At 37.3% G+C, this 24,499-nt stretch carries 21 protein-coding genes; 9 read left to right on the forward strand and 12 right to left on the reverse strand.

Annotated elements, in window-relative coordinates; all coding sequences use genetic code 11:
• Nucleotides 1-86 precede the first annotated feature (86 nt).
• Both WAE64_RS21685 and WAE64_RS21690 read left to right on the forward strand, forming a co-directional pair.
• A complete protein-coding gene (locus tag WAE64_RS21685) occupies nt 87-926 on the forward strand; it encodes an SDR family oxidoreductase (RefSeq protein ID WP_340239882.1) in 840 nt (279 codons plus the stop codon).
• Between the two features lie 107 nt (nt 927-1,033).
• Nucleotides 1,034-1,915, forward strand: coding sequence for a phosphatase domain-containing protein (locus WAE64_RS21690; RefSeq protein ID WP_340239883.1), 882 nt, complete (start codon nt 1,034-1,036; stop codon nt 1,913-1,915).
• Nucleotides 1,916-1,927: 12 nt separating this feature from the next.
• Here WAE64_RS21690 and WAE64_RS21695 read toward each other — a convergent pair whose 3' ends face one another.
• Together WAE64_RS21695 and WAE64_RS21700 are read right to left on the reverse strand one after the other, a co-directional pair.
• Nucleotides 1,928-3,898 (reverse strand): M1 family aminopeptidase, encoded by a 1,971-nt coding sequence (locus tag WAE64_RS21695; RefSeq protein WP_340239884.1) that lies wholly within the window; start codon nt 3,896-3,898, stop codon nt 1,928-1,930.
• A 9-nt stretch (nt 3,899-3,907) separates the two neighbouring features.
• A complete protein-coding gene (locus WAE64_RS21700; RefSeq protein WP_340239885.1) occupies nt 3,908-6,250 on the reverse strand; it encodes a TonB-dependent receptor in 2,343 nt (780 codons plus the stop codon).
• A 100-nt stretch (nt 6,251-6,350) separates the two neighbouring features.
• On the opposite strand from WAE64_RS21700, the gene WAE64_RS21705 reads away from it, so the two are divergent.
• Nucleotides 6,351-6,989 (forward strand): hypothetical protein, encoded by a 639-nt coding sequence (locus tag WAE64_RS21705; RefSeq protein WP_340239886.1) that lies wholly within the window; start codon nt 6,351-6,353, stop codon nt 6,987-6,989.
• A gap of 8 nt (nt 6,990-6,997) precedes the next feature.
• Here WAE64_RS21705 and WAE64_RS21710 read toward each other — a convergent pair whose 3' ends face one another.
• Entirely contained in the window at nt 6,998-7,714 is a 717-nt protein-coding gene (locus WAE64_RS21710) for a head GIN domain-containing protein (RefSeq protein WP_340239887.1), read from the reverse strand.
• Nucleotides 7,715-7,947: 233 nt separating this feature from the next.
• Between WAE64_RS21710 and WAE64_RS21715 the strand changes: the two genes are divergently transcribed.
• The 3 genes from WAE64_RS21715 (at nt 7,948) to WAE64_RS21725 (ending at nt 11,633) form a co-directional block, all read left to right on the forward strand.
• Complete coding sequence (locus tag WAE64_RS21715) at nt 7,948-8,550, forward strand: RNA polymerase sigma-70 factor (RefSeq protein ID WP_340239888.1); 603 nt, start codon at nt 7,948-7,950, stop codon at nt 8,548-8,550.
• A gap of 25 nt (nt 8,551-8,575) precedes the next feature.
• The gene (locus tag WAE64_RS21720) at nt 8,576-9,589 is read left to right on the forward strand and encodes a FecR family protein (protein ID WP_340239889.1); all 1,014 of its coding nucleotides are present in this window, start codon (nt 8,576-8,578) and stop codon (nt 9,587-9,589) included.
• Nucleotides 9,590-9,689: 100 nt separating this feature from the next.
• Nucleotides 9,690-11,633, forward strand: a complete 1,944-nt coding sequence (locus tag WAE64_RS21725) for an STN and carboxypeptidase regulatory-like domain-containing protein (RefSeq protein ID WP_340239890.1) — start codon at nt 9,690-9,692, stop codon at nt 11,631-11,633.
• A gap of 86 nt (nt 11,634-11,719) precedes the next feature.
• Here the strand turns inward: WAE64_RS21725 and WAE64_RS21730 are convergent, their stop codons facing one another.
• From WAE64_RS21730 to WAE64_RS21755, 6 genes are all read right to left on the reverse strand, one after another.
• On the reverse strand, nt 11,720-12,502 hold the full coding sequence (locus WAE64_RS21730; RefSeq protein WP_340239891.1) for a DUF3575 domain-containing protein: 783 nt from the start codon (nt 12,500-12,502) through the stop codon (nt 11,720-11,722).
• Between the two features lie 69 nt (nt 12,503-12,571).
• The gene (locus WAE64_RS21735) at nt 12,572-12,790 is read right to left on the reverse strand and encodes a hypothetical protein (RefSeq protein ID WP_340239892.1); all 219 of its coding nucleotides are present in this window, start codon (nt 12,788-12,790) and stop codon (nt 12,572-12,574) included.
• 61 nt (nt 12,791-12,851) lie between these two features.
• On the reverse strand, nt 12,852-14,828 hold the full coding sequence (locus WAE64_RS21740) for an SGNH/GDSL hydrolase family protein (protein ID WP_340239893.1): 1,977 nt from the start codon (nt 14,826-14,828) through the stop codon (nt 12,852-12,854).
• A gap of 33 nt (nt 14,829-14,861) precedes the next feature.
• Nucleotides 14,862-16,472 (reverse strand): Na+/H+ antiporter, encoded by a 1,611-nt coding sequence (locus tag WAE64_RS21745; protein ID WP_340239894.1) that lies wholly within the window; start codon nt 16,470-16,472, stop codon nt 14,862-14,864.
• Between the two features lie 167 nt (nt 16,473-16,639).
• Nucleotides 16,640-17,764: a radical SAM family heme chaperone HemW gene (hemW, locus tag WAE64_RS21750; protein ID WP_340239895.1), complete on the reverse strand. Its 1,125-nt coding sequence runs from the start codon at nt 17,762-17,764 to the stop codon at nt 16,640-16,642.
• A gap of 51 nt (nt 17,765-17,815) precedes the next feature.
• Nucleotides 17,816-18,592, reverse strand: coding sequence for a class I SAM-dependent methyltransferase (locus tag WAE64_RS21755; protein WP_340239896.1), 777 nt, complete (start codon nt 18,590-18,592; stop codon nt 17,816-17,818).
• A gap of 204 nt (nt 18,593-18,796) precedes the next feature.
• On the opposite strand from WAE64_RS21755, the gene WAE64_RS21760 reads away from it, so the two are divergent.
• A complete protein-coding gene (locus WAE64_RS21760; protein ID WP_340239897.1) occupies nt 18,797-19,162 on the forward strand; it encodes a hypothetical protein in 366 nt (121 codons plus the stop codon).
• Between the two features lie 68 nt (nt 19,163-19,230).
• Here the strand turns inward: WAE64_RS21760 and WAE64_RS21765 are convergent, their stop codons facing one another.
• The gene (locus WAE64_RS21765; protein WP_340239898.1) at nt 19,231-20,325 is read right to left on the reverse strand and encodes a chorismate mutase; all 1,095 of its coding nucleotides are present in this window, start codon (nt 20,323-20,325) and stop codon (nt 19,231-19,233) included.
• Nucleotides 20,326-20,585: 260 nt separating this feature from the next.
• Here WAE64_RS21765 and WAE64_RS21770 point away from each other — a divergent pair, with 260 nt between their 5' ends.
• The gene (locus tag WAE64_RS21770) at nt 20,586-21,788 is read left to right on the forward strand and encodes a proline dehydrogenase family protein (RefSeq protein ID WP_340239899.1); all 1,203 of its coding nucleotides are present in this window, start codon (nt 20,586-20,588) and stop codon (nt 21,786-21,788) included.
• 118 nt (nt 21,789-21,906) lie between these two features.
• A complete protein-coding gene (locus tag WAE64_RS21775) occupies nt 21,907-22,704 on the forward strand; it encodes a lipoprotein signal peptidase (RefSeq protein ID WP_340239900.1) in 798 nt (265 codons plus the stop codon).
• Between the two features lie 463 nt (nt 22,705-23,167).
• On the opposite strand, the gene WAE64_RS21780 is transcribed toward WAE64_RS21775, so the two are convergent.
• Both WAE64_RS21780 and purE read right to left on the reverse strand, forming a co-directional pair.
• Nucleotides 23,168-23,881: a LysM peptidoglycan-binding domain-containing protein gene (locus tag WAE64_RS21780; protein WP_340239901.1), complete on the reverse strand. Its 714-nt coding sequence runs from the start codon at nt 23,879-23,881 to the stop codon at nt 23,168-23,170.
• Nucleotides 23,882-24,006: 125 nt separating this feature from the next.
• On the reverse strand, nt 24,007-24,492 hold the full coding sequence (purE, locus tag WAE64_RS21785; RefSeq protein WP_340239902.1) for a 5-(carboxyamino)imidazole ribonucleotide mutase: 486 nt from the start codon (nt 24,490-24,492) through the stop codon (nt 24,007-24,009).
• Nucleotides 24,493-24,499 lie beyond the last annotated feature (7 nt).

Here is a 24,499-nt window from a genome sequence, read left to right on the forward strand (position 1 = left end):
AATTATCGGTTTGTTTGGTGTAATACGCACGGCTTACCGGGAAACTAATTTTGTGTTATCAAATTAATATTAAAAAATTAAAGAAAATGGACACAAAAAAAGTTTGGTTTGTAACAGGTGCTTCAAAGGGCTTGGGGCTTATTCTGGTGAAAAAATTATTACAGTCGGGTCATCAGGTAGCTGCTACTTCAAGAAATATTGCTGATTTAGGCAAAGAAATTGGCGAAAAATCAGCAAACTTCTTGCCTTTGCAAGTTGAGTTAGTAAATGAACAAAGCGTAGCAAGTTCTATTGCTGAAACTATTAACACTTTTGGTAAAATTGATGTGATAGTTAACAATGCAGGCTACGGTCAATTAGGAACGCTTGAAGAATTGAGCGACGATGAAACCCGTAAAAACTTTGACGTTAATGTTTTTGGTTCATTAAATGTCATTCGCCACATAATGCCTCATTTCCGTGCAAACAAATCAGGGCAAATATTCAATATTTCGTCAATTGGTGGTTTTATGGGGGCATTCGCGGGCTGGGGTGTATATTGTGCAACAAAATTTGCAGTAGCAGGTTTTACCGAAGCTCTTGCGGCGGAAGCAAAATCTCATGGAATATCAGCCACTGTTGTGTATCCTGGTTATTTTCGAACAAATTTCTTAGAAAAAGGGTCACTTGCTTTACCTCAGAACTCAATAGTGGATTATAAAGAAGCAAGAGAGTCAGAGCTAATGCATGAACAACAGATAGCGGGTAATCAGCCAGGTGACCCTGAGAAAGCAGCAGAGGTAATTATTGAGGTTGCCAAAAGTGCAAACCCTCCGGTGCATTTGTTTTTAGGTCAGGATGCCTATAATATGGCAAATGCAAAACTGGATATTATTAAAAATGATTTAAACACAAACGAAGTTTTGGGTACATCAACTAATTTTTAGTCGTTGTTGAAAATACAATGATGAACAAAGGCTAAAAGAATTTTACCACTGGTATATTTTTTTTAGCCTCTAATTTTAAGGTATCCAGCAATAAGAAAAATACAAAAATGAAAACTGTTTTAATATTGCGTGGACTACCTGCAAGTGGTAAATCTACTTTTGCAAGAAAACTGCTTGATGAAAAAAGAGGTATGTGGAAACGCCTGAATAAAGACGAACTACGTGCCATGTTAGATAATTCGCACCATACAAACTATAATGAGAAGTTTGTAGAAAAAGTGCGTGATATAATGCTGGTTGAAGCTTTAAAAGGTGGGCATCATGTAGTGATTGATGATACTAACTTATCAGAACGTCCTGTGGAGCGTATTACGCAGGTTGTAGAAAAATATAGAAAAGATACGGGTGAGGAGGTTAGAATTGAAATAAAAGAGATGAATACAACGCTTGAAGAATCGTTGGCTAGAGACGAAGTAAGAGAGAAAAAAGTAGGAAGGGAGGTAATTATGAAAATGTATAGACAACATGTACTGAAAAATGAGCGCGGCCCACATTATCAGGAGCAAGATGAACGCCTGCCTCCTGCAATTTTATGTGATTTAGATGGTACTTTGGCTATTTTACATGCCCGAAGCCCCTATGATGCAGAACGTTGTGAGACGGATTTGTTGAATAAGCCAGTTGCGGAAATCGTGCAGACTTACCATACATTAGGGACAAAAATTATTTTTATGTCAGGTCGAGAAGAGAAAGCTAGAAAGCAGACTATTAACTGGCTTGAATGTAATAAGATAACTTATGATGCACTTTATATGAGAGCTACAGGAGATTCTCGTAAAGATTCGGTAGTGAAAAAAGAGCTATACGAAACTCATGTAAAAGATAAATATTATGTGAAATTCGTATTGGATGACCGAAATCAGGTAGTTGATTTATGGCGTTTAGATTTAGGTTTGCCTTGTTTACAAGTAAACTATGGAGATTTTTAGTGAGGTAGAAAACTACCTCACTACTAAAATTTTGGCTAATGAGTAATTGTCTAATCCAATGCGAACAATGTATTGGCCTGCGGCTAGATCATTTAATCGTAAACTTCTGGTATAAGTATCGGCGTTAAGTTTTTCCTCAGGTAATTCTCTGATTTTTTTGCCTGTTATATCATAAACCATTAGTTGAGTACTTGTATTTTGCTTCAACGTAAACTCAACTAATGCTTCGCTTGTGGTAGGATTCGGTGAGATTTTCCATTCTACCAAATTGCTTAATGGTTCTTTACCCGTCGGACTGATGGGTACCAGTGAAGCATCTTTCAGTATTTTATTCTCAGGGTCGAAAATAATCTGGCTTACATCTCCTTTTATATTCGGAATTTCAATGTCTTGTGAAGCTTTATCTACTAACACAGTAGTAGTAAACTCTCCTTGCGATGTAATAATTTTTATATCAACAGGCATCGAAAAATATTCTGGCGTTGTGTTTTTTGCCTGAGTAACTTTCAGCGTAACTGTTGAGTTTCCATCGGCAGTTTTAGCACTTTGCCAGCCATAAGTATATCTTGGATAACCTTCTCCATATATCCATTGTTTGAAGAAATAGTCCAGATTCAAACCAGTAGTTTGCTCTGCCGCTTTCTGAAAATCTTCAGTTGTTGCCGAATTATAGGCCAATGGAGAGTTCAGGTAGTTTTGCAGGATTTTAAAGAATTTTTCGTCCCCAACAATCCCACGTAGCATGTGTACTACAACGCTCCCTTTGGCATAGCTACGGTTAAAATTAAAAATCTCGTTTTCGTTAGCGGTATTTTTTACAAATAAGCTACCTGAAGCTCGCTTAGCAAAAACCATATTGTTGCTTATTTCAGCCTGATAAGCCGTTTTACCTCCTATAGCTTCGGTATAGAGCGCTTCACCGAAAGTAGCAAAACCTTCATTTAACCATATATGCTCCCAACTTTTACAAGTTATTTTATCGCCAAACCATTGATGTGCTAACTCGTGTGCTACCAGACTACTTTCAAAATTACCCATTGAACTACACGTCTGGTGTTCCATTCCGCCTCCAAAGCCACATTGTGCATGCCCGTATTTTTCTTTGATGAATGGATATTGCCCGAATTTCTCCGAAAATAGCTCGAGCATATAAGGTGTTTCATCTAACTCTCTTTTCACACTCGCTGAGAAGTTTCCAGGATAAACATAATGTACTACCTCCATAGAGTCGGTAGCTGAATACTTATAATAGTTTTTGTATTCTGTATAGTTGGTAGAGGCTATCGAAATTAGGTAATGCGCAATAGGGTAGTGATTTTTCCATTGATAAGTGCGAGTATCGTTGCTATTTTCAACAACTTTAATCAAACTTCCGTTAGAAACAGAAACATATTGCTTAGGCATGGTAACCCAAACATCAGACGAATCGGCTTTATCAGCAGGGGTGTCTTTACATGGAAACCAATCAGGTGCACCATAAGGTTCACTGAGTGACCAGACGATAGGAGAGGGTGTGCCGCTAAAATGATTGGCAAAAGTAAAACTTCCATAAGCCGAAGCAACCGGAGTGCCCTGATAATACACAACAAGTGTTAGCACCTCATTACTTGTATAAGTTTTATCAAGGGTGATATTGATTTTGTTTGATTGATGCGTAAATGCTAGTTTTTTTGCACCTAGTTTAACCGAATCAACCCTAAGTGTATTCTTTAAGTCTAAAAAGCAGCCTGAAATACTAACTGTTGCTTTAAGGCTAACTGTTGCTTCGCCTTTCAGGTATTTTTGCGTCGGCGAAATATCCAGATTTAATTTATAATACCCTATATCAATTTTATCATCACCCGGATACGCTATTTGTGCATAACGGGCATTTTGCGCAAACGAACGTTGTTTGCTATGTGAACAACTGAAGCCTCCTGATTCTTGCGCATGTGCAAAAACAGGAATGAAGATAAGTATTAAATATAAAAATAGATTTTTCATGAGATTTTATCAGAATTCCCAACGATAACTTAACACCGGTATTAAACCCAACTGATATTGTTTAACGATTTTTTTCTGCAAAATATCATAATAGCTATAAGCAGTATTTTTATAACTCCCAATGTTTTGCATATCTAAAGCTAATGTACGAGAATATCTTTGTTTTGATTTTTTCAAATAAATACGAAAATCAGGTCTGAAATAATCTGGTTGCTTAACAGTAAACGCTTCTGTTACTTTATAAACAGCCTGCCCCGCCTGTTGTGAAGCCTTTTCGTCGATAGGGGTTTCATAGAAACCGCCTAACCAGATAAGCCTTATACTTGCGCCTATCATACGATTTTTGCTGTATTCCCACTCTTTTCCGGCTGTCAGGTTAAAAATATGCTTGCCGTTGTAGCGTGTATTTCTTTTAATGCCGTCGCCACCTACATAAGTTGAGTTGTAAAACGTACCATTTATTAAGGTATAAAACCCATTAGTAAGGTACTGCTGGTAGGTAATTTCGATACCGTAGTTTTGTCCTGTTCCTTTATTTTGCAAAGGTTCATCAATAAAATCCTCAACCAAGTTCAAAGTAGAAAATCCAGGGTCAACTCTCTGAGTGAATAGTGGAGACGTGGTTATAACAGGTACATTGAATATTTTCTGGTAATACAACTCAGTTTTGAAGTACGAACCACGTTTGAAATAATACTGGTGACTAAGCACATAATGGTGTGCTTTAGTAAAATCGAGCGATGCATTAGGGGTTGCTTGTAGCAATGAGCTGTAGGCAAAATATACCTGTGGTAATTGTAATTGACTATGCAAACCATAAGCAAAACTTAAAGACTGATTACCTGTAAGTTGATAACCTAACGATACACGTGGCTCAACTGATTGTGTTTTATTAACTGTATAGTTAAGATAATGCAAGCCTATGTTGGCTGTAAGTTTTGGTATTGGTGTGATTTGCCAGTTAACATAAGGTTGTAATACAAACCCACTGCCTTCGCCTTTTGCTGATTTATCGTTTGAGATTGAGTAAATGCCATCAGACTGATGGGTGATAAACGCACCTATTTTCAATAAGTTTTTAGCATTTATTTTGTAGCTGAGCGAGCTAGAGAGCGAGATTCTTCCTTTTGTAACACTATCTGATTGTGTTAGATAACGCTGGAAATTGTTTTTACTTAAAACATAACCTTTACGTACACTTTCTAACCCAGAGCCCACCACAACGGTTCTCCATAACAATTTATCTCCTATGTTTTTGCTATGGGTGGCACCTAAAGCTCCCATTTTATTGGTAAAGTTAATATCAAAACCATCTTTTTGTACTTCCCATTGGGTGGTATCACGTTGTCCGGCAAAGTAATTACTACTTAAACCTGCCATACCAAAAAAAGTAAATGTGCCTGCTTTTTTAGTTGGTAATGACACATTGAACGAAAAATCCTGAAAGGTAATGTCTTCGCCTCCGAAAGTTACACCCAATAAACCAAGTAAGCCTGTAAAGGAGTAACGATAATTTACCAAGTAGCTACCTTTTTTATTCTTGCTCAATGGTCCTTCGGCTGATAAATCTAAGCCTATCAGCCCGGCTTGTGCTGTAAATTCATGGCGTTGGTTATTACCTGTTCTTAAACGCATATCCATAACACCCGAAAGTGTATTGCCATATTCAGCAGGAAACGCACCGGTCAAGAAGTTCATATTACCAAGCAACTGAGCAGAAAGAATATTAACCCCACCAGCATTTTGTGTAATACGGTCGCTGAAAGTACCTGCATTACTCAAATGATTAGGGTTTACAATTTCAACACCCTCTAAACGCCATTGCATACTGTTTGGCGAATTGCCACGAATTACCATGCCATTGGCTTGGTCGTTTGAGTTGGCAACGCCAGCATAAGCCGAGGCTAAACGAGCAGGGTCAAGGTAAGTGCCCGGATAACGGAATATCTGTTCGGTCGTAATAGAATGAATGCTTGTGAGTGAGCCAGTAAGGTTATTTGAAGGTGCTTTTACAATAGCCTCGCCCAATTGCTTGGTGGCTTCCTGCAGGCGTATTTCGAGCACCACTTCTTTGCCTGATTCTACCAGAACCTCCGAAATTGTTTGTGTTTCAAATCCAACTGAACTGATTTCCAGCTGATAACGACCAACAATTACTTTTTCAAGTCTGAAATAACCATTATCGTCTGTTTGCGTGCCTAGTGTAGTATTTTTTAATACAATGTTTGCCGCTGCAAGCGGTTTTTCTGTATTAGTATCAATAATTCTTCCACGAATCGTCTGTGTGGTTTGCGCACTAAGATTTATGTAGAAAAGGAGTGTAAGTAGTGATAAGGTAATTTTTTTTGACATCTGCATTTAGACTTAATTTTTTCCTAAAAACCTAAATTATTCCTAAATATTAAACATTTTTGTATAGCAAAGGTTTAATAGTAATAACTTAAATACTGTTATGATTCTAAGCAAATTCGAAGTGAAATTCTATCAGCAATTGGAGGAATTTTTCCAGAGTTACAACTTCAATTTGCATCTTGAGCACAAACAATTTCGCAAAGCTACACAAAACGGATTTCAGAATGTAATTTTTTCTATTTCTGAAACACAAAAAGAACTTTGGATTGAAGTGAATTTCGGGATTCGATATGAGTTTATCGAACAATTGGTGCAGCAGTTTCTTAATAATACCCGAGGAAAACGTGCCACTGCCAATACTCTTGTGATTAGCTTTGGTAAATTTCAGAATCTGAAATATTTTCGGTTTAAAATAACTGAGGATGAAGAGCTATACCAAGTTTTAGAAGAAATAAAGAGTTTTTTTAAAAACCGAGGCTTTAAGTTTTTAGAAGAAGCAGCTTGTTTACAAAAAATTGATGATTTGCTAAACGATATGCCTACCAAACCTTGCAGATACTTATATAATCAGGTACACCGATGTTTTAAAGGAATAATTGCCGCAAAACTAACTGATAACCATAGTTTTGCGACAATTACTAATATTTATCGTCATTTTCTCTTAAAAAATGCTTCTGACGAAGAATTACTCAATTATGAGCGCCTAGTAAGTTTCCTACATTTTTATAGTCCAAACTAAGTCATTCATTAGTCTCTTTCTACATGGCTACTGCCTGAGAGATTTGAAATTACTTCTGGATTACCACGATACTTCACTTTACTTGCACCGCTAGCTCTTACGTTTAATCTTTCGCTTACATTTACACGGCCGGAACTTGCCCCCGAAACCTCAAGTGATGCTCTTACAACCTGTGTATCAAAAGCATTTAGTTTAGATGCACCAGATAAATCGGCTTCTAATAGTTGTCCGCTTCCTTCTAGTTCAAGCTCTGATGCACCTGAGAGGTCAATTTCATAAGTTCTTGCTTTGGCATAAATAGTAGCTCTTGACGAGCCTGATAAGTCAATATCAAGTTCGTCGATGTTGTCAAAACCATTTATGTAAGAGGTAGTAGCGCCCGAAAAATCAACTTCTTTCAACGTTGGCATTTCAATTTCGATTTCCATTCTGTAACGTCTTACACGCCATTTTTTGTAGTAGATTTCTAGTTCGCCGCCACTAACTCTTACAACCAAATCATTAATATCTCTGCTATCTCCATTGGCTATTACTCTATAATTGCTTCCTTGTTTTACATTGATATTAAAGGCATTTCCCATCTCGAGTTTATCAAAATTCCTTAAATCAAAAGTTTTTTCGTCCGGATTACGAGGTTCTATTCCCTGTTGCAAAAGCCCACATGAACTGATACTGAAAACTAGCAATGCAATGGCTATAATACTGCCTAAATTTGGTTTTTTCATATGTGTAAATTTTTGATATTTGCTTCTATGACAAAGCAGCAAACTTTTACCCCTATGCTGGTGAAATAATTTTTTATAAAAAATACGCTAAACCGCCTGTTTAAAAAATTTACTAAAGTAAGTAGGGGTAAGAAAGGACTGAATTGTCATAGAAAAAAAGCTGTTTATCAAATTGCTTTATCTGAATTTGCCAAGAAAAACTTATGTTTGCATAAACTTTCAAAATTGATTCGGTGCAATTATCAGAACAAGAAATAGTTGGTGCAATCAGGCAAGGAAATGAGCGTATTTTCGAGGTCGTTTTTCGGAAATATTATCAGAGCCTATGTAGTTATGCCAACTCGATGCTTAAGGAGATTGACGAAGCCGAAGAAATTGTACAGAATTTGTTTTCGGGCATTTGGGAGAAAAGAGCCGAGCTTGAAATAAATATTTCGTTGAAGTCATATTTGTACAGAGCAGTACATAATCATTGTCTCAACAGAATTAAACATTTAAAAATAAGAGAAGAGTATCAGCAATACGCAAATACTTATTACGAGAGTTCTTACGAATCGGTGAGTCAGTCGGTTATGAAAAACGAGCTTGAGCAGAAAATTGAAGAGGCAATAAGCAAATTACCCGAGCAATGCCGCATAATTTTCAGAATGAGTAGATTTGATGAACTGAAGTACCATGAAATTGCCGAGCAATTGGGGATTTCGCCGAAAACGGTAGAGAACCAGATAGGTAAAGCCTTAAAAATATTAAGAACCGAATTAGCAGAGTATCTACCGCTGATGGTCTTATTGATTGATGGTTTTATACGCCTGAATATTGAATATTGGTATATTTAAAAGCCTGACAGATAAACTTAAAAACTTGAATACGAATCATTCAGATAACAACGAAGACCTTCTGGGCAAATATCTGGCGCAAGAAACCGATGCGCAAGAGAATGCTTTGATTGAAAAGTGGCTTCAGGAGAGTGATGAAAATCAGAAAGAATTAGATGATTTTTCGTTTATCTGGGATAACCTAGGTGTTTTAAAAGAAGAACATACACCTGCGGTAGATGTTGATGCTGCTTGGCTAAAGGTGAAATCTAAAATGAATTTGCCTCAAGAGGCAAAGGTTGTACCGTTAGTATCTGCTCCTAAAAAAACAAAATTTTTTACTCTTGGTATTGCTGCCAGTATTACAATACTTCTTACTGTTGGCCTCTTGTTTTATTTCTTCAATAAGCCAAGCCCAGAAATTATTTCATTAAAAACTACGAAAAATTCGTTGGAGCAAATACTACCTGATGGCTCGGTAGTTTTTTTGAATAGCAATACAACTTTGACTTATCCAGAAAACTTTGATGGAGACATACGCGAGATTAGTATGACGGGAGAGGCGTTTTTTGATATCAAAAGAGATGAAACCAAGCCTTTTGTAATACATGCCAATGGTAGTGAGATAAAAGTGCTGGGTACTTCATTCAACATAAAGGCCTACGATAAAAATGTAAAAGTAAGTGTTGAAACCGGAAAAGTGCAATTTGCCAATAAAGCTAAAGCGATAATTTTAGTTGCCGGAGAACAAGCCACTTTTGAAGCCGAAAAAGATACAATTAAAAAACAGATAATAGCTGACAAAAATACCTTTGCTTACAAAACCAAAGTATTTGTGTTTGACAACGCAAGCCTTGAATATATAACCAATGTACTAGCGCAAGGGTACCATGTAAATATCCGTCTGCAAAATGAGGGTATAAAGTCTTGCCGCCTGACTACTAAATTTGAGAATGAAAGCCTCGCTGATGCCTTGAATATCATTGCAGAAACGCTGAATCTGACAGTAAGTACAAAAGATACTGCATACGTTTTAGACGGCAGAGGCTGTGCTCAATAGGCCCTAGCTCGATTGCTTAAAGCAAAGTCATATAATTTTTTCTTTATTCAGGTTAGGGGGAAAACGTTTGTGGGGTGTCATAGCTACAAAAAAAAAATTCATGAGAAAGCTATTAACATTTATTTTCTTACTGCACCTATCCCAGGCTTTTGCTCAGAATATCCCCCCGCTGGAGAGAGTAATCACCATAAAAATCAATAATGAGAAGTTAGATAATGCCCTGAAAATGATTTCAGGTGCAGGGAATTTTAGTTTTTCGTATAGCCCTAGCGAAATAGAGATTAACAGACGAGTTACGGTATCGGCACAGAACCAACCCGTAAGAGAGGTATTGAATATTGTATTAGGTAACTCGGCTACATTCCGAAATCGTGGTAATTATGTGATTCTGAAAAAAACTGATGAAGAGCCGAAAAAAGATTTTTTCGTGATGGGCTACGTTTCAGACGGAGAAACGGGCTTAAAAATTGAAAAAGCCAGTATATATGAGCCTATCACTTTGGCTTCTGCCGTCACTAATGAATATGGATATTATCGTCTTAAAGTGTCTTCTGCACTATCTAATGTAAATATTCAGATCAGAAAACAGAATTACCATCATGAAGAATTGAGTATAAAAAACAAGACGAATACAACGCTGAACGTATCTTTGAGCCCTATTAAGCCTATTATCTCGGTTCCGGTTAAAGAATTAGCGCCTATTGCTATTAAAACCGATACGCTTCCATTAAAAAAAATAGATAGTATTCCACCCTTTCAGGTTGAACTTCCTGTTATGACAAAGAAGGATACTGTAATTAAGGAGCCTACGAAATTCAATAAAATCGACTACGAAACTTATTGGAACGATACCAGAGATGCTTTACTGTATACTCACCGTCAAATAACCGACTGGTTGATAACCACCAGACAGAATATCCATATAGATAATATTGAAGATACGCTTTATCGCCCGGCTCAGGTGTCGTTATTGCCATTTATTGGTACAAACCATTACCTGAGTGGAAACGTAATCAATGATTACTCTTTTAACATTATTGCGGGCTATTCGTTGGGTGTCAGAAAACTGGAAGTAGGCGGATTCATGAACCTTGTGAGAGGTAAAGTTGATGGTATTCAGGCAGCAGGTTTTGCTAACTTAGTAGGAGAGACTGTGAAGGGATTTCAGGGAAGTGGTTTTGTAAATATTGTAGGGCAGAGCGCCTATGGTTTGCAAGCCGCAGGCTTTGGTAATCTGGTTTTTCGCAATTTCAGTGGTGTACAGGGAGCGGGTTTCGGTAACGTAGTGCTCAATAATACCCGAAACTCAATACAAGGTGCCGGATTTGGTAACGTGATATGGGGTAGCGGAAGTGGTATTCAGGTAGCAGGTTTTGGTAACGGTGTCGGAGGCGATTTCAAGGGCGTTCAGATTGCAGGTTTTATTAATCATGTAGAAGAAACCCTTAGCGGTGCACAGATTGGGGTAATTAACAATGCATATAGCGTTAATAATGGCTTGCAATTAGGAGTGTTTAACTTTGCGGAAGAATCTAATTCTATTCCGATTGGGATAGCCAGCTTTGTGAAAAGAGGTGGGTACCGCCGTTGGGAGTTGAGCAACGATGAGGTAAACCTAGCTAATATTAGTTTTAAAACAGGTGTGAGAAGATTCTATAATATTTTTACAGCAGGCTATAGTTTTAACGAACCTAATAAACCACTATTTAGCTTTGGGTACGGGCTTGGTACAGCTGTGAAACTAAACAGAACATTCTGGCTTAATTTTGATATAACGAGCCATCATTTGCAGAATGATGTGGAGAGATGGGAACTGAATCAGTTATTAAGAGGGAGTTTAGGGCTGGAAGTGCATCTATCGCCCCGTTTCGCATTATTTGTTGCGCCGACTATTAATTTTCATGCCACCCAAGAGTCTGAAATTAATCTGGGTCAGTTTAGTAAATTCAAGTTTTTGGAGAAAGAAGGTCGATATTTTGGCGATAAAGCCATGCTTACTTCATGGGTGGGTTATCAGGCTGGAATCAGAATATGTAATCTTTAATCTTTTAATCAGCATAAAAATGAGCGCATTGATAAACCGTGCGCTCATTTTTGTTACTATATAATTTCTTTTAATTCAGACATTAACTAGAATTTATAACCAATATTAAACCCAAAACCTCGCAGATTAAGAAATTTAAGATTGCGGGCATTTTCAACTCTAACTCCTTGTTTATCAACATCTATCGACAAATACTGCTCATTGATTTTAAAAGTATCAATTATTTTATCTCTTAAGTCAGTAATGAATTGTTCATCATAACCTTCAAGGTCTTGCTTCGACTCACCGTGAATAGTAACTTTTCCATAGTGACCACCAAGAATAAACCAATCAAAAGTAAAACGATTACCCAAACGAAATTGCTTTCCAAGCATTAGTCCGCCTGTATAAGTTTTTATCTGCGTATCTACGGGTAATTCAACTCTAGCCATTACACCACGATATAGCATATCGACAAACACGGGGGCTTTTCCGAAAAAACTATTGTATTGCCCAAAAACAGCAATATAAGTACCGATAGGTGCAGATGCTCTTTTGCCAAGATAAAAGCGTAATTCAGGTGTAATGTGCAGCATGCCCACTGTTGATTCCGATTTTTTTACATTTTCAAGGCTTATATAATCAATTCTTTTGTCAGCGGCATCAATGTATCTTTCTACCGTTTTGGCAAACGGGATTCTTTTTACTGGTCTATAGCCTACACCTAATGCAAAGCTTATGCGCTCGCCTAAAACTTTTTCATATTGAACAGAATAAACCCCTAGAGCTAAAGACGAAAGGTTCACCTTTACAACGCTGGGTCGGGGCTCCTGTGCAAAACATAAAATCGAAAAGCAAACATAAAAGAGTGTGAGAGAAGTAATTTTCACTTGAATTATGATTAAATATGGTTAATACGTAATGGTATTCTTTATGCTATTGGTTTGCGAATTAAACACTTAATTGAGGTTATCTTCTTTAGTAGCCTGATAAAACGAATTGATTGTGGCCATTTCTTTAATAAGAAAAGTTTGTAATTGCTCGTTGAAATCTTTTTTATCTTCATCCGACAAAGTTTCGTAAAGGTCTTTCAATTCTTGGTTAATAGCAGCTTTTTCGGCTTCTGTGGCAGCATTCATGCCTCTGATATGGTAAGATTTGAGATTAAAATCTTTCATTGATTGGTTCGTTGGTATTATTTATTTAACACAAAATTCATCATTTAATTGTACACCATTGTTATTTCTCGGTAGAATTAACTAAAAAATAAACAATTCTACACGCATTCCCTTTGCTCTTAGGGTTTTTGTTATTGCTGATTTTTAAATGCAAAGTATGTTTTTTGTCTGACAAATTGCTAGCAAACAATTTATACCAAGGCAAATGCAAAAAATGGCTCCATTGGGTGTATAAATCCATACTTTGGTATGGGCTATTATCAATGCTATAGAGCACTTCTCCAGTATCTGGCCCTGCCAATAAACCAATACCAACTGCATTGCCTGTAAAGTTTAAAGATAATGAAGCATCAGGGGCAGTAGCTTCTAAAACAGGACAGTTTACAAATCCGCTACGAGTGCCTATGCCATCGGTTGGTTGCCAATTCTCAACCAATTGCCATCCGTTTTTTATTTTGGCTTCGCTGATGTTTACATACTTACCCCCTTCAAAATTCTTAACTTCTAAAGGTTTCGGTAAAGTTAAAGATTGAGCGGCATTGCCTATGCCAAATCTCTGATAAGATTCATTTATGAGGTATTTAATGCTCTGATAATAAATCTCCTGACCAAAGGGTGAAGGGTGTAAATCTTTGAAATCATATTCCCAACTGAACTCATTGGCTGCAAGGCGGTCTGCTACTTCTTTAGCTAAATTTATAGAAGGTAACTGATAGTGACTTGCTACTAACTCATGATTCTTGATTTCTAAAGGAATCTTTTTGTTTTGATAATCAGCGATTTTATCAGGGTCAGCAAATGCCATCAAGACAATATCCATTTCAGGATTACTTTCCTTTGCATGACGAACAATGCCTTCTAGTGCTCGTATCTGTGTAAGGCTATCAGTTTCGTTAGTATGGTCATTAACGGCCGCTTCTATGAATAGCAAGTCAGGATTGCCTTTTTGCAAAACATCTTGTTCGAAACGAAAGGCGTGTGGTAAACTTCCTAAAGATGGGATTCCGGCGGTTATAAATGTAAAATTATTTTTTGGGAATCGTTCTTGCAGGTATTTGCTTATTTTATTTCTCCAACCGGTATTGTGGGTAATAGAGCCACCCAGAAAAGCAACAGTAATTGTCTGTTTCTGATTGATAGCCTGATAGAAATTAGAAAGCCCGCTTCTTAATTGTATATAATTTGCTTTAGGTAATGTTTGCACAACGGGTGTACTATGCTGAATAATAAAGTTTGCCCACCACTCAGGATGTTCAATCGGGAAATGATGCCCTTTTAAAGCCTGAGCTCCACGGCTCATGCTATATATGTAGGCTGGCCCACCTAATTTCTGATATTTCTCTACTAACGGAAAAGTATTTTCGTCAGGCGGTACTAATTTATCTTTTAAACCAATTATATGCAAAATCGGAACTTTATAAGCAGCTAAACCTTCAAGATTATCTATCGGATTATCGGCATAATTCAAGGCTTGCTCTTCTGTAAAACCATATATTTGAAGCAATTGCTTCCATTCTTTTTCTGATCGTTTGGCTTTGCCTTTTCCACCCGGCCAGCTTTTAAAATCGCATACTGGGGCTTCGGTATAAATGCAGCTTACTTTCTCAGGATTCCGCTTTGCCCAGCCATAGACGTACAAACCTCCACGGCTTACACCTTCTAAGGCCACTCTGGGTGCAAAAGATAGGCTTTGGGTAAGATATTCATAGAACTCGTCCCATTTAAGCATTGCTTGTGGGTCGCCGTATCTATCATTAGTATTGATATAGGCTATATGAAATCCTTTTTCGAGCAAAATGCTATCCATACTTATGTGCCAGTCCGGAAAATGCGCACGCCAAATCCAGGGATTGCCGGCCATTGCTTTAGTTGGCTTTACATAATAAGCTGGGGTGCCATTCAGCCGAAAACTGACCTTCTGGAAGTCATGCCAGTTTTCGGTTTTCTGCTCTGTAATTGATTGTGCACAAAGCGAAAAACTTAAAAGAGATATTAAGAAAACATTTAAAAAAAAGTTTAACAGGTAGCGGGAGGTCATGATATATTTTGAAAATAAGCTTTGGTTAAAAAATCAATGGCGTTTCCAGGTGATTTTAGCTTCATCAAAGTCTAGTTGCATTTCTTGTTTCCTTATTTCCTCATCGCTAAATGCCACTTCACGGCGTATGGCATATAATTCTTTTCGCTGAGTGCTATAAAGGTCTTTTAAAACTTGATTATACTCTTCAATTTCTTTTTTCTGACATACCTGGCATTCCATTGAGTTTAATCTTTGGTGTGTGATTGAAATATCGCTCTCCATCTCGCTTTTCAAAAAGCTCAGTAGCTCATTATTTTCCATTTTACTTGAGTACTTTTCGTTTAATTGCTTGAGTGCAGCCTTCTTAATACGCAGTTTTATGCCTGCTTCTTGTTCTTCTTCTGTTGCAGTTTTGTCAATTTCTTCTACTTTTAGCCATTTAACAATAAGTGGAAGTGTAAGCCCCTGAAAAACCAGGGTTACTAAAATAACTGTAAAAGTAGTAAACAATATAAGGTTTCGGTGAGGAAATGGCTCACCATTATTCAGGTATAAAGGAATCGAAAGTGCCGATGCAAGAGATATTACTCCACGCATACCTGCCCAACCAATAATAAATGGATTTTTGATACCAGGATTAGGTTCTTTTTCTCGAATGCTTTTAAATAACCATCGGGGTATGAATGCAGCAGGATATATCCAAAGAATACGAATGGCAATGGTTAAAGTACTGATGATAAGCGCATAAGTTACAGTTTCTGCTATTGAATATTCTTTTAAACCCTTGATAATTGTTGGGAGCTCGAGCCCAATAAGAATAAATACCAGACCATTTAATACAAAAACAACTGTATTCCATACGCCTATGGTTTGTAAACGAGTAGAACCATGCGTAAGGATTTCGTGCGAGCGATAAGATAAAAATAACCCGCCGCTCACTACTGCCATTACACCCGAGAAATGAAATTGCTCAGCTATGATATACATGAAATAAGGCGAAAGCAAAGTAAGCGCTGCATCAATACTAGGGGTTGTTGGCAAGAAACGATGAATAACATAAGCTATATGCGCAATTGCAAGCCCAACTACAATACCCATGCCGGCTACTAAAAAGAAATTGCCAACGGCGACCTGTAATGAGAACTGTCCGGTAACTATGGCAGCTAAAGCAAAACGAAAGACAATCAAGCTAGATGCGTCATTTATCAGGCTTTCTCCTTCTAAAATTGTAATTACTCTTTTAGGAATTTTGATTCCTTTAAGTACCGATGCTGCAGCTACGGCGTCGGGCGGAGAAATAATACCACCTAATAAAAAACCTAATGCAAGGGTAAAGCCGGGAATCATGGCCTGGGAAGCATAGGCAATAATAACTGATGTAAACAATACCAAGCCAAAAGCCAGAAGTGCAATGGGGCGTTTCCATTTCCAGAAATCATTCCATGATGTATACCAGGCCGCTTCGTAAAGGAGCGGAGGCAAAAAGATGAGAAATATAAGCTCGGGGTTTATTTCAATTTGCGGAATATTGGGTAAAAAGCTAATAGCTAAACCCGCCAATACCAAAAAGATAGGCGAGGAGATTTTGAACTTTTGCCCCAGCATAACCAGCATGAAAATGACAAAAAGTAAAGAAATAATAAGTAGTAGACTGTGATGCATTTTAGTAAAGGTAATATTGGGGGAACACAGTTTTATTTTGAAAAGTTTTATCTACACTTGTATATAATGTATTTTTTTTTCGGCTGAATATAAAACCCTATTTAGCTAAACAAATATAAAAAAAGTAGCGATTATAACAATACAGCAGAAGTCTGAAACCATTGGGCTCAGATTAAGAACAAATCGCTTGCAATTCTATCGGCAAATAATTTGCCTTGTCGGGTAAGCGTAAGTGTTTGATTATTGATTTGTAACAGCTTACTATTAAGGTATTTAGCTAGAATGGCTCTATTAGCTATCTGCCATTTATCGCCTACCAGATTTTCAATTTCAGCAATATTACAACCCCATTTAGTTCTTAGGCCTGTCAGGATATAGTCGTTTAGTTTTTCTTCTTTACTTAGTATTTCGTAGTCGGCGGGTACTTGCCCAAGATGAATACCCTTCACATAAGCTGTATTATTGGCAATGTTGTACTGGCGAGAAGTACCGTTATATGAATGAGCTGATGGACCAATACCTAGGTATTCGTGGCGTTGCCAGTAAGAAGAATTATGGCGTGAATATTTATTGTCTCGGCAAAAGTTTGATATTTCATATTGTTCGTAGCCGGCCGATTCGAGTGTATCAAGCAAAATTCTGAATTGTTCAGAGGCGAAATCTTCGTTAATTGGTGGAATTTTATTGATTTGTAGCCATTTGCCAAAAACAGTTTTTTCTTCGATAGTAAGACAATAAGAAGAAATATGGGGAACATTGAGAGAAATAGCTTTTTCTAAATCATTCTCCCAGATATGATGGTTTTCGTAAGGAATTGCATAAATCAGGTCGATGGTTATGTTATCAAAGCCCATATCCTGGGCAAGTTTTACGCATCCTTCGGCTAGAGCAGAATCATGAATTCGATTCAGTTTTTTTAGATGTTCATCGTTAAACGATTGAATACCAATGCTTAAGCGATTAAAACCAAATCTTTGGAAAATGGCTAGCCGCTCTTTAGTAATATCGTCAGGATTTGCTTCTAGTGTAATCTCAATATCTTCGGCAAAAGTATAATACTTTTTAATAGTTTCGAAAATATCATACAGCTCATTCATGTTGAGCAATGAGGGTGTGCCACCACCAAAATAAATAGTTTGTAGTTGCTTATTGCTCAGATAATCAGCTTGAAGTTCTATTTCCCGGCAGATAGCCTCTACAACCGTACTTTTCATGGTAAGGTTGGTACTGAAATGAAAATCACAGTAATGACACGCTCTGCGACAAAATGGTATATGAAGATATAAATGCACTCGGTGTGAAAGAAATAATCCGGCGATGTTATCGCAACATCGCCGGAAATATTATTTTGTTCCTATAAAAAAGAAGTCAATACATTTTTCGGGTTCGTTTGAGAGATAGTGGTCATCCCAACGAATCTGCGCTGCCAATCCTCCGGTTGCATCCATCAATTTGTTTCTATTAAAACGATTCAGGAATTCATAAGGTACACGTAGCATCCATGCCGGAAGCCTGTGTTGTAGGTCAAAGATATCGAAACGCATAATACGGCGTACCGATTGTTTGTTTTCTTCGTAGTAGTCCCATACTTTCTTGTTTCCGCCTACGCCCATTGTTTCTACTTTAAAAAAATACTTTTGCATAAGTGTACGCAACTCGGCTGTATCATATTCACGGATATGCCAAGGATTACGGCTTAGAGAATAAGGGCGGTTTACAGTGGTTAGTAATATTTTACCACCAGGTTTTAGCACCCTTGCTGCTTCTGCCAGAAACTTGTGGTCGTCCTGAATATGTTCAATAACCTGAAAAGTTACAATGAAATCAAAAGTATTATCTTTAAACTCTGTCAGATGAGGCAAATCGGCCGTGCGAAAAGTATGATTAGGATATTTAGCCTGCAGTTGGTTAATAAGTGGTTCGTTCTTATCTAAACCCGTATAATGCTCACATTTTTCAATTAGCGTTTCAACACCACGGCCCCAGCCACAGCCCAACTCCAACACTTTGCCATGAATAATTTTGGCTGCTTCGGTATAAGGGAAAAATAAACGTTGATGTACAGGGTTATCCGAAGGAATTTCGGCACTTGTTATTTCGGTTGTTGCGTATTTGCTCATAGACGCGCTTTATATCATTTATCGGCTTTAATAGTTAATCTATATGTGCCGAATAATATACTATTTTAGTTTTCTGATTAAACTTTAGCTCTTAACTTTACAAAGTTACAGTAAAATTATGCCTTTGTAAAATGATAGTATTAGTTTATGAAATTTTAAGCAATAAGAAGCGTTATTTTATTATCTAAAACCATCTTAAATGCAATGAAAACAAGTTTATTGTTGATTGGGTTTTTATTGTTTGTTATTAAAGTCAATGCTCAGCTAGGCATCAACAATGTGTATAATCCGTATTTGCTTAGCCCCAAGAAAAAATCATCTGCTTTAAAAGCTGCTCATGGTTTATCAGGCAACAAGCTCGACACCGTTTTTCTGAAAAACCGTCCCTTATTTTTGCGCTATATCTCTAAACCCAGACAGGCCAGGCCCATCATTTTTGCCGATAATAATTTTTATGCCACAAATCTTAACATTAATCAGGTGGCTAACGAGTTTGATTTAGAAAGAACCAGAAATCGGGCTAAACAATTGTTTTTTAAGATGAAAATGTGGCGATATTTCAGAGAATAAAAAAACGCCAGATTAAAACCTGACGCTTTTCTAAATCTTCATTTTCTATCGTGGTTCCTACAAGCTACTTAAGCAGGTTGTTGGTTCATTACTTCTGTTTGCTTACGGATAGATTCCATGTGAATCAGCTTGAATAACTCCTCAACCATTTCAGGGTAAAGATTCAATTTCTTGCCTTGTTCAGCACGGCTATTGTGTACTTGCTTCCAACGGTCAAGCTGTAATACTGCCACATTGTTATCTCTTTTGTATTCGCCTAGTTTTTCAACTACTGCCATACGTGCAGCTAGTACTTCTAAAAGCTCACGGTCGATGTTATCGATTTTCTGACGTAGTTTGTCTAACTCGCTTTGGAAATCTTCGCCATAAGAAGCTTTACGTACTTCTAGTTCACGAAGCATTTCGCCCAAAGCCTCAGGCGTTAATTGCTGAGAAGCATCAGACCATGCATCGTCTGGGCTACGGTGAGATTCGATAATCAAACCATCGTAGTTTAAGTCTAGCGCACGTTGTGCAATCTCATATAAATAAGCTCTTTTACCTGCCATGTGGCTTGGGTCGCCAATGATTGGTAATTGAGGGAACAATGTTTTCAGTTCAACTGCAAGTTGCCACATTGGCGAGTTGCGGTATTTTGTTTCCTGTGCATTAGAGAAACCACGGTGAATAGCCGCCATTTTCTTGATACCTGCACCGGCAATACGCTCAAATGCACCAACCCATAGCGCAAGGTCTGGGTTCACAGGGTTTTTGATAAGTACAGGTACATCAACACCTTTCAAAGCATCAGCTAAATCTTGTACGTTAAAAGGGTTTACGGTTGTTCTTGCACCAATCCAAAGAATATCAATACCATATTTTAAAGCCAATTCGATATGTTGAGGTGTTGCTACTTCCACTGCAATTGGTAGGCCTGTTTCTTTTTTTACAGCAGCTAACCAAGGTAGTGCTGCTTCTCCCATACCCTCAAAACTACCCGGACGAGTACGAGGTTTCCAAACACCTGCACGAATCACGTGTGCATATCCTTCTTTAGCAATACGGGTTACGGTTTCGGTTACTTGTTCTTCTGTCTCGGCACTACACGGACCAGCGATAATTAAGGGTTTTCCGTTTGTATCTATCCAACTATTAAGAGGTAGTACATCTAAATTTGCTTTCATTTCTTTGTTAAAATTTGTTTTGTCAATTTTTTCAATGCTTTGTAAAAGGTATCAAATGTTTTTACATAAGCTTCTGATTGCAAGCATCAACAACAGATTACATTACCGAATTATTCATATTGTTTCATTCAAATGTCTTTTCTTTGGCGTATATTTGCAAACCATTTTAAAGAATACTGTGCCAAAAACGCTAGAGTTTCTTGAAATAGTGCAATTCATCATCAAAACTAAAAATTTAAAAGAAACCAATATTTGAAATAATGAAAACGGCTATTAAAAACCGCTCGTTAAATTTCGATGATACTTCTATTGCCTTTGCTCATCAGTCAAACAATAAGCTCCGTAAAACTTATCTGATTTTTGCGTTGATGAATCAAAACTGGGTTGTAAAGATAGGAACTTTTTTTATAAAACTAGCAATAAAATTAGGATTACCGATAAAATTGTTGATTAAAAATACCATATTTGCTCAGTTTTGTGGTGGCGAGAGTATCTCAACCTGTCAAAAGACAATCGAGAGTCTGGCAAAAAGTAAAGTAGGTACAATTTTAGATTATTCGGTAGAGGGAGAAGATAACGAAAAAGACTTTGAGGCAACAACTGAAGAAATTCTAAGAACTATAGACAAAGCGGCAACACAAAGAAAAGACATCCCGTTTTCGGTTTTTAAAGTGTCTGGTATTGGCTCTGTTGAACTTCTTGAAAAAGTACAAGAATACCCAAATAGTGTGTCGGAGGAAGAAAAGAGTGCTTTTGAAAGAGTTCGAAATAGAGTAGATAAACTGTGCGCCGCTGCCGCCGCTGCCGATGTAAGAATTTTTCTAGACGCTGAAGAGTCGTGGATTCAGGATATGATTGACGATTTAAGCTACGAAATGATGAAGAAGTATAACATTAGTGGTAAAACTATTGTTTATAATACTTTCCAATTGTATCGTTGGGAAAGCCTTAAACATTTGACCGATGCCTGCGAAGTGGCTCAGAAAGAGGGATATAAAGTAGGAGCAAAGCTGGTGCGTGGTGCGTATATTGAAAAAGAAAGGCGTAGAGCTGCCGAATTTGAATATAAAGACCCAATTCATGCTACTAAGCATGACACTGATGTTGATTTTAATAAAGCTATCCATTTTTCGATTGATAATTTAGCTATTCTTTCTATTTGCCTTGGTACACATAATGAAGAAAGTTGTTTATTATGTGCTGACTTGATGAAAGAAAAAAGTATTAAAAATGATGACGAAAGAATATGGTTTGCACAGTTACTGGGTATGAGCGATAATATCTCTTATAACTTGGCTAATGCAGGATACAACGTCGCTAAGTACGTACCTTATGGTCCGGTTGAAGCTGTAATGCCATATCTATTCCGCCGTGCAGAAGAAAATACTTCTATTGCCGGACAAAGCAGTCGTGAGTTTTTGTTAATTAAAAAAGAAAAAGAGCGCAGAAAAGCTTTAAAGTAAGAGTAGATAGAATATTTTTAATAAATTTATGCTGCCTATCGTTTAAGGGTAGGAACATTAGATAACTCTTGACAGGATATGCCTTAAGTTAAGGCTTTTGTATTAAACAAATTAATAAATGATTACAAGTAGAGGCTCGTTGGAAGGAAAATCTCCATACAAATATTTGCTGCTTACGGTTATATTGATTTTAATAGACCAGGGAATTAAGCTGTGGATGTATTACGATGTATTACCCAATCATTACGGGGAAATTGATTTGATTCCAGGTGTTTTCAAATTACATTACGTAGAAAATAAAGGAATGGCTTTTGGCTGGACATTAGCCGGAGAATATGGTAAATTATTGTTAACGGCCTTTCGTCTTTGTGCTATGGTGGGTATATGTTGGTATCTTGTTTACCTTGCCCGCAAAAACGCACATAGTGGTTTGTTATGGTCTATTGCGGCAGTTTTAGGTGGTGCTATTGGTAACGTAATCGATAGTACTTTCTATGGTGTTTGGTTAAACAATGCTCCGCTCGACTCACCAACTCCGTGGTTTCATGGACAAGTGATTGATATGTTTTATACTTATGGCTTAGACGGTAATTATCCTGATTGGATTCCTTTTTTAGGAGGTCAATATAACACTACACCAATATTTAACTTTGCTGATGCCTGTATCTTTTGTGGAGTAGTAAGTATTCTGCTTTTTCAGAAGAGCTTTTTCATACATGAAGAAAACTCTTTAAGACCAATTGTAAGCAACGAAAAAGAGTTGTCTGAACAACCAGAAGATAGGTTTACAGAAAAGAATGTTGAGTCAGATGAAAATGAATTGACTCAAGCTGAAACAAGCGAAGATAATATTGATACAGAGGTGAATCATAAAATAGAAAACGATTCAGAGACACTCAGAGAAGAATCAAAATAAGACAACCAAACTTTTACAATCAAAAATAATAAACTATGGCAATTTTATCTAAGAAAACCTCTAGATGGATTATTGTGCTGACTTTCTTAGGAATCATTATATTACCTGCAATGATGCCATCACCGCTACTGAGAAATTCAACATTAGGTACATTAGGTACAATTTGTTTACTGCTTCAATTTCTTAATTTAGGTACTGTAGATCCTAACAGAAACCGAAAAACTGACTTGATCCAGGCGTGGGTATTAATATTTTTTACTATTCTCCTACTGATTGTAAACTTTATGGTTTAAGTAATAACTAATCATTTTTAGAAAAGCGTTGCATAAGCCCAGAGAAAAAGCTGCTCAATTAGTGTTTCTGTGTTTGTTCAACGCTTTATTTATGTCTGTTGTTAAACATTTACAAACTAGTGATATAAAAAAAGAGGGCTTAGCCCTCTTGTCATTTATTCTTGTTACTGCTATTCTTTCTTACCATAAGGAATAATTAGTTTTTCTCCTCGTTCGGCAAAGTTTTTGGTCTTTTTGTTTGCCTGCATAATTAAAGATACAGGAACATCATATTTCTTACCCACTACACGCAGAATATCGCCCGGCCCAACTGTATGAATCGCTTTTATGCGTACTTTCAGTTTGGTTACCCCAACCTTAATACCTCCTTCTTCCACATTCGGATTCATTGCTTTTAATGTTTCTTTTTTTACATTGAAACGATTAGCAATGCCAAAAAAGGTTTCTCCTTCGCCAACAGTATGTGAGTATGTTTCACCACCTGTCGGAATATCAACTTTGGGTTTTTCTTCCTTCAGTTTTTCCTCTTTAGGTTTTTCTTCTTTTGGTTTCGTTTCTGCTGGCTTGGTCTCGGCTGTAGCAGCTTCTTTTTTATCGCCTACTTTTGGCATCGAAACATCCGGTAAAGCATCAGGGTTAGTAGCTTCGATGTCATCACTTACTGGTTCTTCTTCTGAAGGTTGTGTTTTAATAGCATTAGCTACAGAGTCAGCAGGAGCAGCGGTTAAATCATCGGAAGTTGATGTGTCGTCAGACATGTATTTCCAACCGATGTAAAGCAAAGCACAAATAATACTCACTAGCACCAAAAGCACTGCCATTGGTAGATTTCGTGAGGCTTCTTTAGGACGTTCATTACGTTGTTCGCGGTCTTCGAACTGCATGGTATTAGGAAATTTAGTTAATTATTTAGGAAAACAAATTCTTATTTAATACACATATTGTATCGGACATAAAGATACAATCATTTTGCAATTAACAAAATGACGCCCTACTTAATTGTATATACTTATATACTTTTTTTCAATTCCTCGTTCATATCCTCCACCAAATCCTTCAAGCCTTCACGATAATTACGTAATCTTTTGGCTACTTCCTCATCGCCAACGCCTAGTATCTGTGCCGCTAAAATTCCGGCATTTTTTGATCCGTTTAAAGCAACAGTAGCAACGGGTACGCCGGTAGGCATTTGTAAAATTGATAGTACTGAGTCCCAACCATCTATCGAGTTACTCGATTTAATAGGTACACCTATAACAGGTAGCGTAGTGCTTGATGCCACCATACCCGGAAGGTGAGCTGCACCGCCTGCACCTGCTATAATTACTTTTAGCCCACGACGACGAGCTGAAAGAGCATAGTCGAACATTTTTTGAGGTGTACGATGTGCCGAAACAACCTCTTTTTCGTAAGGAATCTCTAATTCTTCTAAAATTTCTGCAACCCCTGCCATTATTTTCCAGTCAGAGAAACTGCCCATAATTATTCCAACCATTTCCGTG

This window comes from Emticicia soli, assembly GCF_037860775.1.
Classification (GTDB): Bacteria; Bacteroidota; Bacteroidia; order Cytophagales; family Spirosomataceae; genus Emticicia; species Emticicia soli.